The 8,372-nt window shown below is 67.5% G+C and carries 11 protein-coding genes and 1 tRNA gene; 6 read left to right on the top strand and 6 right to left on the bottom strand.

Features of this window, described 5'->3' with window-relative positions; translation table 11 throughout:
• On the top strand, positions 1-219 hold a 219-nt coding region (locus tag WA944_RS25190), incomplete at its 5' end, for a carboxymuconolactone decarboxylase family protein (RefSeq protein WP_526647452.1).
• Positions 220-236: 17 nt separating this feature from the next.
• Positions 237-1,007: a phosphotransferase family protein gene (locus WA944_RS25195; protein ID WP_526647453.1), complete on the top strand. Its 771-nt coding sequence runs from the start codon at positions 237-239 to the stop codon at positions 1,005-1,007.
• On the opposite strand, the gene WA944_RS25200 is transcribed toward WA944_RS25195, so the two are convergent.
• Positions 1,004-1,339 carry a TFIIB-type zinc ribbon-containing protein gene (locus WA944_RS25200; RefSeq protein WP_526371270.1) on the bottom strand — a complete coding sequence of 112 codons (336 nt, stop codon included), beginning with the start codon at positions 1,337-1,339 and terminating at the stop codon, positions 1,004-1,006. The genes WA944_RS25195 and WA944_RS25200 overlap by 4 nt on opposite strands.
• Before the next feature lie 79 nt (positions 1,340-1,418).
• Here WA944_RS25200 and WA944_RS25205 point away from each other — a divergent pair, with 79 nt between their 5' ends.
• A complete protein-coding gene (locus WA944_RS25205) occupies positions 1,419-1,859 on the top strand; it encodes a pyridoxamine 5'-phosphate oxidase family protein (protein WP_163886841.1) in 441 nt (146 codons plus the stop codon).
• On the opposite strand, the gene wzm is transcribed toward WA944_RS25205, so the two are convergent.
• The 4 genes from wzm to WA944_RS25225 are packed head-to-tail and all read right to left on the bottom strand — an operon-like array spanning position 1,847 to position 4,982.
• Positions 1,847-2,677 carry a galactan export ABC transporter permease subunit Wzm/RfbD gene (wzm, locus tag WA944_RS25210; protein ID WP_526371272.1) on the bottom strand — a complete coding sequence of 277 codons (831 nt, stop codon included), beginning with the start codon at positions 2,675-2,677 and terminating at the stop codon, positions 1,847-1,849. The genes WA944_RS25205 and wzm overlap by 13 nt on opposite strands.
• A complete protein-coding gene (glfT1, locus tag WA944_RS25215) occupies positions 2,674-3,645 on the bottom strand; it encodes a galactofuranosyltransferase GlfT1 (RefSeq protein WP_526371273.1) in 972 nt (323 codons plus the stop codon). Before glfT1 ends, wzm begins: the two co-directional genes overlap by 4 nt.
• Positions 3,635-4,465: a galactan export ABC transporter ATP-binding subunit Wzt/RfbE gene (wzt, locus tag WA944_RS25220; RefSeq protein WP_526371275.1), complete on the bottom strand. Its 831-nt coding sequence runs from the start codon at positions 4,463-4,465 to the stop codon at positions 3,635-3,637. The genes glfT1 and wzt overlap by 11 nt, the downstream gene beginning before the upstream one ends.
• Positions 4,466-4,472: 7 nt before the next feature.
• Positions 4,473-4,982, bottom strand: coding sequence for a proteasome activator (locus WA944_RS25225; RefSeq protein WP_526371277.1), 510 nt, complete (start codon positions 4,980-4,982; stop codon positions 4,473-4,475).
• Positions 4,983-5,472: 490 nt separating this feature from the next.
• Between WA944_RS25225 and WA944_RS25230 the strand changes: the two genes are divergently transcribed.
• A complete protein-coding gene (locus tag WA944_RS25230; RefSeq protein ID WP_526371279.1) occupies positions 5,473-6,669 on the top strand; it encodes a cysteine desulfurase-like protein in 1,197 nt (398 codons plus the stop codon).
• A gap of 16 nt (positions 6,670-6,685) precedes the next feature.
• On the opposite strand, the gene WA944_RS25235 is transcribed toward WA944_RS25230, so the two are convergent.
• Positions 6,686-7,660: an NAD(P)H-quinone oxidoreductase gene (locus WA944_RS25235; protein WP_526611232.1), complete on the bottom strand. Its 975-nt coding sequence runs from the start codon at positions 7,658-7,660 to the stop codon at positions 6,686-6,688.
• Positions 7,661-7,760: 100 nt separating this feature from the next.
• Here WA944_RS25235 and WA944_RS25240 point away from each other — a divergent pair, with 100 nt between their 5' ends.
• Both WA944_RS25240 and WA944_RS25245 read left to right on the top strand, forming a co-directional pair.
• The gene (locus tag WA944_RS25240) at positions 7,761-8,273 is read left to right on the top strand and encodes a MarR family winged helix-turn-helix transcriptional regulator (protein ID WP_526611238.1); all 513 of its coding nucleotides are present in this window, start codon (positions 7,761-7,763) and stop codon (positions 8,271-8,273) included.
• Positions 8,274-8,283: 10 nt separating this feature from the next.
• Positions 8,284-8,370, top strand: a tRNA-Ser gene (locus WA944_RS25245).
• Positions 8,371-8,372 lie beyond the last annotated feature (2 nt).

Raw genomic sequence — 8,372 nt, forward strand, 5'->3', positions numbered from 1 at the left:
GAGGCGGGAGAGCTCTTCAGCGAACGGGAGCGCGCGGCGCTGGCTCTGACCGAGGCCACCACGGAACTCGGCCATGGCGGTGTCGGCGACGACGTCTACGGCTGGGCCGCCGCGGTGTTCTCCGACCGGGAGCTGGGTCAGGTGATCTCGATGGCTGTCACGATCAACGCGTGGAACCGCATCAACGCGGCGGTACGGATGCCACCACCGCGGCGCTGAGGTCTACCGTCGGCGGCGTGCAGACCCGTTCCGGTGCGCAGCTAGTCGTCGACGGCGACATCGTCCGCAAGCTGCACCGGATCGGGACGGACCCGCGGGGCCTGGCACAGCGATTGCGGATCGCGGCCGGGTCGGCGTCGCTGTTGTCACCGATCTCGGTGGTCCCCGAGCGCGTCGGGCTGCGCTGGCAGACGAGCTGGCCGAAGGTTCACACCGTCGCCGTCGACCCCGATCGGGCACCGTGGGCCGAGGCGGGCAGGCTGCTCGCCGCGCTGCACGCCGAACCCGCGCCCGCCCGCGCCCCGGTACACGGATGGCCGCAGCGACTGCGGCGTGCCGTCACCCACCTGAAGGACGCGACCGGATCGGTGCGTCGCGCCGCCGCCGCCCTGCCCGACGAGGTGTGGCGCGCCGGGTCGGCCGGTCGACCGCTGACAATGGTGCACGGCGACTGGCATCTCGGCCAGCTCGGACGGCGCAGCGCGGCCGCGCCGTGGCTGCTGATCGACGTCGACGACGTGGGTGTCGGTGACCCGGCATGGGATTTGGCGCGGCCGGCCGGATTCTGGGCAGCCGGGCTGATCCCCGACGACGACTGGGAGACGTTTCTCGACGCGTACCGCGGGAGCGGACCGGCCTCGAGGACGTTGCCCGCCAGTGACCCGTGGCCGGTACTCGAACCGTTCGCCCGGGCGGCGGTCGTCCACGCCGCCGCCTCGGGCCTCGCTCACGGGGATTGTGATGAGACTCAACAGGCGCTGCTGGAAGCCTGTGAGCGAATGGTCTAGCTGGAGAAGAACAGCCGGCCGAAGCCCTGCTTGCGGTAGTGCTTGTTGCCGCGGTGTCCCCAGCCGGGCCCGTAGCCGCCGTAGCCGCCGCCGTACCCCTGCTGTTGCGGAGGCATCGGGGGAGGCGCGGCCTGCGCGAACCGGTTCTCCATCTGGGTCAGCGACTCAAGCTCGCCGAAATCGAGGAAGATGCCCCGGCAGGTGTCGCACTGCTCCAAGTGGACCCCGTTGCGTTCGTAGGTCTTCATGACGCCTGCGCATTTCGGGCACAGCAGCGTGTTGGCGGCACCCGAGGTGGGCAGGGGCGGTGGCTCGTATGGCGGAATGCTCATGAATGGTCAACGGACGACACCGCCGGGAAGTGCCATTGGACCCTAGGACGCCTGACCGGCGCCGACGACCATCGTGAGCATGGACGCGACTAGCGCACCCGACGCACCGGTCACCGAGCTCACCGCGGACGAAAGCTGGGCCCTGCTGTCCGGTGTGTCGCTGGGCAGACTCGTGACGACCGTGGGTGGGTGGACCGAGATCTTCCCTGTCAACTTCGTGGTCCAGCACAAGACGCTGCTTTTTCGCACCGCCGAAGGCACCAAGCTGCTGACCTCGGTGCTCAACGAACACGTGGTGTTCGAGGCCGACGACCACAACGTCGCCGAAGGCTGGAGCGTGGTGGTGCGCGGCACCGCCCATGCGCTTTCCGGCTCAGCCGAGATCGAAGAGGCCAGGCATGCCGGGCTCTATCCCTGGGTCGCGACCCAGAAGCTGCGCTTTGTCCGCATCACGCCCGAGACGTTGACCGGGCGGCGGTTCGTCTTCGGTCCGGAGCCCGACGAGTACTACACCCAGTAGGGCACCCGCGCGCGGTACTGGCGCATCGCCAGCGCGGCGAAGATCCATCCGACGATCGTCAGTGACACCACCACCACCCAGTGCCGCAGCTCCTGTTCGGCGCCCAGCAGTGGGGCGCGGACGATGTCGAGGTAGTGCAGCAGGGGGTTGAGCTCGACGATCCTGGCCCAGTCCCCGGCACCCTGGCTGCGCAACGTCGACTCGTTCCAGATGATCGGTGTCATGAAGAACAACAGCTGCACCAGACTGGCCAGCAGTGGCCCGATGTCGCGGTAACGCGTCGCCAGAATCCCGAAGCACAGCGCCACCCACACACAGTTCAGCGCGATCAGGGCCAACGCCGGGATGAACGTCAGATCCGTCCACTGCCACGGCTTCGGGAAGATGATCGCGATGATCACGAAGATGATGATGTTGTGCGCGAACAGGATCATCTGCCGCCACACCAGGCGATAGACGTGCACCGACAGCGGGGTCGGGAGTTGCTTGATCAGGCCCTCGTTGGCGATGAACACGTCGGCGCCCTCGAGGATCGACGCGTTGATCAGATTCCAGACGATCAGGCCGAGGGTGACGTACGGAAGGTGCTCGGACAGTTCGAGTTTGAACAACACCGAGTACAGCGCGCCCATCGCCACCGCGGTGGTGCCGGTGGCGATGGTGATCCAGAAAGGGCCGAGCACCGACCGCCGGTAGCGCTGCTTGATGTCCTGCCACCCCAGGTGCAGCCACAGTTCGCGCTTGCCGAAGCCGGCGAGGAGGTCGCCCCACGCCCGCTTGAACGTTCGGGACTGCGCGGCGGCGTCCATGATCGTCATGTGTTGCCTTTCCCGTCGCCGTGGAAGAATCGTTCGCGTCGGCCCAAGCGCCGCAATCGAATCCACTCGCGCAGCCCGGCGGGGTCGCGTTTGGTGACCAGGAAATACCAGCCGTAACGCAGATACTCCTGCAACACAAGCTTGCGCATCCCGGGCTGGGATTGCAGATACCCCCGGTTGCGGTAGGTGAAATACCGTTTGGTCGGGTTATCGGGGTACTGCGCGTGCATGCGGCCGCCCAGGATCGGCCGGAACTCGTCGCCGCCCTGCGGGTGCAGGTAGACCGCGTGCAGGCAGGTGCCGAAGGGCAGGCCGGAGCGCAGCAGCCGGCGGTGCAGTTCGGTCTCGTCGCCGCGGAAGAACAATCGCAGGTCGGGCACCCCGACAGCGTCGATCGTGCCGGCACGAAACAGCGCGCCGTTGAACAGGTGCGCGATGCCCGGCATCAGGTCCGGAAGCGCTGACTCGGTGCGCAATTCGCTGACCAACCGGCGCCACCGTAGCCCGCGGCGCAACGGGAATGCGAGCCGGTCCGGATCGTCGAGGTCGCAGATCATCGGCGAGACCTCCGCCAGACCGTGCCGCTCGGCGCACGCCAGCAGCGTGGCCAGCACCTCGCTGTCCTGCGGGCGTCCGTCGTCGTCGGCCAGCCAGACCCACTGCGCCCCCAGGCTCAACGCGTGGAGCATGCCCAGCGCGAACCCGCCCGCGCCGCCGAGGTTGCGGTGCGACCCCAGGTAGGTCGTCTGGATGGGTTGACCGGAAACCAGGTCACGCACCCGCTCGGCCGGGTCGTTGGGAAAATCGTTGTCCACCACGATCAGGTGGTCGGGGCGGCGGCTCTGCGAGCAGACCGCGTCCAACGACTTGGCGAGTTCGTCGGGGCGGCGGTGGGTGACGACGACCGCGATTATCTGCTCTTCGCGCGAGCGCTCATCGACGATGTGCTCTTCGCGCTCATCGGTCATGGGTGTGCGCCGTCTCTTCCAGGACCTCCCGCACATGTCGTGCGGCGTCCTCACCCTCGTAGGCCCGCACCACGTCCTCGATCTCGCCCGACATCTTGATGGTGCCGTGGTCGATCCACATCGCGGTCTTGCACAGCCGTGCCAGAAAGTCGTTGGAGTGGCTGGCGAAGACCAGGATTCCGGAGCGTTCCACCAGCGCGGCCAGCCGCGTCTGGGCCTTCTTCAGGAAGTCCGCGTCGACGGCGCCGATGCCCTCGTCGAGCAGCAGGATCTCCGGGTCGATGCTGGTCACCACCCCCATCGCGAGGCGGACACGCATGCCGGTCGAGTACGTGCGCAGTGGCATCGACAGGTAGTCGCCGAGTTCGGTGAACTCGGCGATCTCGTCGACCTTGGCCAGCATCTGCTTGCGGGTCTGCCCGAGGAACAGGCCGCGGATCAGGATGTTCTCGAACCCGGAGATCTCCGGGTCCATCCCGACGCCCAAGTCGAACACCGGCGCGACGCGCCCGCGCACGGTCGCCATACCCCGTGTCGGTTCGTAGATTCCCGACAGCAGCCGCAGCAGCGTCGACTTGCCTGCGCCGTTGTGCCCCACGAGACCGACCCGGTCGCCCATCTCCAGCGACATCGTGATGTCGCGCAGTGCCTCGATGACGACGACGTTGGAGTCGTTACGTCCGATGGCGCCGCCCGCCTTGCCGAGAAAGGCCTTCTTCAGCGAGCGCGACTTGGCGTCGAAGATCGGGAACTCCACCCACGCGTTGCGCGTCTCGATGCGCGGCGCGGAGGAAAGCTGCGGGTCGTAGGGGGTGGCCACCTCGAGCTCACAAATACTGACCGGTGCCGGGATGCCCCGGACCGCGTTGCCCCGGCACGCTCACACCGGGCGGCAATGCGCCCCGCATCTGCTCGAGTTGCTGGCGGGCCGCCATCTGCTGGGCGAACAGTGCGGTCTGGATGCCGTGGAACAGTCCCTCGAGCCAGCCGACGAGCTGTGCCTGTGCGATCCGCAGCTCGGAGTCCGACGGGATGGCGTCCTCGGTGAACGGCAACGTCAACCGCTCCAGCTCGTCGCGGAGCTCGGGGGCAAGGCCCTCCTCGAGCTCTTGGATGCTGGTGTGGTGGATGTCGCGAAGTCGACCGCGGCTGGCCTCGTCCAGCGGTGCCGCGCGGACCTCTTCCAGCAGCTGCTTGATCATCGTGCCGATCCGCATCACCTTGGCGGGCTGTTCGACCAGGTCGGTCAGCGACTTTCCGTCGCTTTGCGCCATGTCCACCTCGCCCGCGTCTCCGCCGATGATCTCGATGTTGTCGTCGTCGGTGTTGCTTGTCATGTCCCTTAGAGTGCCCCAACAGCGCTTGTCGGATGCGGTTGGGTTCCCGCACCCGGTTCGGTGCGGACCCTGCCGTCCTCGGATTTCACAGCGGTCCTTTCCGAAGTGATCTTCTCCCACCACCGTGTTTTGTCCAGCGGCGCGCTGGGCACGCCGACCCCGCAAACCCCGGACGGCACCGATTTCGGCGCCGGGAGCAATCCGCCGACCCGGCTCCGCATGTCGTCCGGAGCGCGTCGAACGGTGCGATTCGCGCGGCCATGGTGTCCGGCAGCGCTCGTCGGCTACATACGACACGGGTTGCCCCGACGGTCGCCAGCAACAACGGTGCAACTAGCGCTCCGCACCCGGAGCTCGCTGGACTAGTATGGCTGCGCAGATGACCCGTTCCGTCTCGGCGCGGGGAGCAGGATGCAAGGTCGGGCATCTGCCGAGCTGGCGCTATTCGTGCTGGTACGGCGGAATTCGCTGACGCAATAAGGTGGCTGGCATGGCATACGACGTCGCCCGGGTGCGTGGTTTGCACCCGTCGCTGGGCGATGGCTGGGTGCATATGGACGCCCAGCACGGCATGCTGCTGCCGGACTCCGTGAGCCGCGCCGTGACGACCGCCTTCCGGGGTTCGATGCCTACACCGTCGGGCCCGCATCCCTCGGCCAGGCGCAGTGCGGCGGTGCTCACCGCGGCCCGCCAGGCGGTGGCGGATCTGGTCAACGCCGACCCGGCCGGTGTGGTCCTGGGGCCTGACCGCGCGGTGCTGTTGACGTCCCTGGCCGAGGCCGCGTCCGGACGCGTCGGGTTGGGCTACGAGCTGGTGGTGACACGCCTCGACGACGAGGCGAACATCGCGCCGTGGCTGCGTGCCGCGAACCGCTATGGCGCCAAGGTGAAGTGGGCCGAGGTCGACATCGAGACCGGTGAGCTGCCCACCTGGCAGTGGGAAACCCTGGTGACCCGGCCCACCCGGTTGGTCGCAATCACTTCTGCCTCTTCAACTTTGGGCACGGTGACTGAGCTCGGCGAGGTCACCAAGCTGGTGCACGAGGTCGGTGGGCTGGTGGTGGTCGACCATTCCGCCGCGGCGCCGTACCGGCTGATCGACATCGACGAGATCGATGCCGACGTGGTCGCGGTGAACGCCGTCGCGTGGGGTGGTCCGCCGATCGGCGCGCTGGTATTCCGCGAGCCCTCGGTGATCGAGGCGTTCGGATCGGTGTCGCTGAACCCCAACGCCACCGGACCTGCCCGGTTGGAGCTCGGAGCGCATCAGTTCGGCCTGCTCGGTGGTCTGGTTGCCAGCATCGAATACCTTGCGAACCTTGAGGATTCGGCGCAGGGAACCCGCCGCGAGCGGCTCTCGGTGTCGATACGGTCCGCCCAGGCCTACATGAGCGGGCTGTTCGACTACCTGCTCTCGTCGCTGCGCTCGTTACCGACGGCCATAATGATCGGGAGCCCGGAGGTGCGCATCCCGGTGCTGAGCTTCGCCATCGAGAACGTGCCTGCCGAGCGCGTCGTGCAGCGTTTGGCCGACAACGGCATCCTCGCGATCGCGAATGCAAGTTCGCGGGTGCTCGACGTGATCGGAGTCGACGACATCGGCGGCGCGGTGACCGTGGGCCTGGCCCACTACAGCACCACCGCCGAGGTCGACCAGCTGGTGCGGGCGTTGGCGTCGCTTGGGTGAAACCGCCCGTCAGCGGCTAGACATCAACGCGCAGAAGCACTTTGCCCGATACGTCTCCTGAGGAGAGCAGCTCGTGGGCGGCGCGGGCCTCGGCCACCGGGAACTCGGCGCCAATCACCGGCCGGACCAGCTCGTCGGCCACCATCGGCCACACGTCGTCGACCACCCGGGCCACGATGTCACTCTTGCCTCCGGGACCTTCGACAGGGCGTGCCCGCAACGCGGTCGCGCTGATCCCGCCGCGTTTGCCGAGCAACTTGGCGATGTTGAGCTCTGCCTTGGCGCCGCCCTGTATCCCGATGATGACCAACCGACCGTCGTCGGCAAGCGCGTCGACGTTGCGGTCCAGGTAAACCGCACCCATGATGTCGAGGATGACGTCGGCGCCACCGGCGCTGCGCACCACGTCGACGAAGTCCTCGTTGCGGTAGTCGATGGTGATCTCGGCGCCCAATTCGGCGCACAGGTCGAGCTTGTTGCGCGAGCCCGCGGTGACGGCGACCCGGCAGTTCAATGCCCGGGCCACCTGGATGGCATGGGTGCCGATGCCGCTGGCGCCACCGTGGACCAGCAACAGCTGTGATGCGCGCAGCCCGGCGGTCATCACCAGGTTCGACCAGACCGTGCAGGCCACCTCGGGCAACGCCGCCGCGTGCGCAAGCTCCACACCCTCCGGCACGGGCATCACCTGGCCTGCGGGAACGGCCACATATTCGGCGTAGCCGCCGCCTGCCAGCAAAGCGCAGACCTGTTGCCCCGGCGACCAGTGGACGACGTGGTCGCCCACTGCCTCGATCGTCCCCGACACTTCGAGGCCGATGATGTCGCTGGCCCCGGGCGGCGGCGGATACTTGCCCGCGGCTTGCAGCAGGTCGGCGCGGTTCACCCCGGCTGCGGTGACCTTGATGAGGACTTCGCCGGGTGCGGGCGTGACGTCCGGCACCGGTTGCCAAACGAGTCGGTCAGAGGATTCGGCCACGATCGCAAACATCCATACAACGCTACTACGCTGCAGAAACCCACCGCGTTTCCGATAGCAGCAATACCGTCACCACCCTTACTATGTGCTGATGGAGGGGTACTATGTGCTGATGGAGGGGATCATCGGGGGGCGCACGGCGAGCGATACGCCGGGGCTTGACATTGCTGAACAACGCGCATGGCAGAACTTTCTCGACGCCGGTTTGAGGATGTACGCGAGCATGAACCGGACGCTGGTGGACGAGCACCGGCTTTCATTGAACGACGTGCGGCTGCTGGATCTGCTGGCCAGGTCGTCGACGGGATCGGCGCGAATGGGGGACCTGGCCGAGGGGTTGATGTCGTTGCCGAGCCGGGTGACGCGCCAGATCCACCGGCTGGAGAAACAGGGGCTGGTCCGTCGCGGCGCGAGCCCCGACGACGGTCGTGGCGTCGTCGCCCGCATCACCACTGAGGGCAGGGAGGCCCTGGGAGCGGCGATGCTGACCTACGGCGGGGCGGTCCGCACCCACTTCCTCGACAGGCTGACCCGTCCGCAGATCTCGGCGATGGGTGAGAACTGCAGGCGGATCAGCGAGGCGCTGAAGTCCGGGACGCCTTCGGCCAAGATCGGCCGCGTCTAGACTGTCCCGCGGTGGCGTGGCAGAGCGGCCTAATGCACTCGCCTTGAAAGCGAGAGTCGGCTAACACCGACCGGGGGTTCAAATCCCTCCGCCACCGCG

The sequence above is a fragment of the Mycobacterium sp. genome (genome assembly GCF_049683355.1).
Classification (GTDB): domain Bacteria; phylum Actinomycetota; class Actinomycetes; order Mycobacteriales; family Mycobacteriaceae; genus Mycobacterium.

Excerpts from the sequence above, each read along its gene's own strand:
- WA944_RS25230 (WP_526371279.1), top strand. The coding sequence starts at position 5,473 with ATGGCATACGACGTCGCCCGGGTGCGTGGTTTGCACCCGTCGCTGGGC.
- WA944_RS25240 (WP_526611238.1), top strand. The coding sequence starts at position 7,761 with ATGGAGGGGATCATCGGGGGGCGCACGGCGAGCGATACGCCGGGGCTT.
- WA944_RS25200 (WP_526371270.1), bottom strand. The coding sequence starts at position 1,339 with ATGAGCATTCCGCCATACGAGCCACCGCCCCTGCCCACCTCGGGTGCC.
- glfT1 (WP_526371273.1), bottom strand. The coding sequence starts at position 3,645 with ATGACCGATGAGCGCGAAGAGCACATCGTCGATGAGCGCTCGCGCGAA.
- wzm (WP_526371272.1), bottom strand. The coding sequence starts at position 2,677 with ATGACGATCATGGACGCCGCCGCGCAGTCCCGAACGTTCAAGCGGGCG.
- WA944_RS25235 (WP_526611232.1), bottom strand. The coding sequence starts at position 7,660 with ATGTTTGCGATCGTGGCCGAATCCTCTGACCGACTCGTTTGGCAACCG.
- WA944_RS25205 (WP_163886841.1), top strand. The coding sequence starts at position 1,419 with ATGGACGCGACTAGCGCACCCGACGCACCGGTCACCGAGCTCACCGCG.
- WA944_RS25225 (WP_526371277.1), bottom strand. The coding sequence starts at position 4,982 with ATGACAAGCAACACCGACGACGACAACATCGAGATCATCGGCGGAGAC.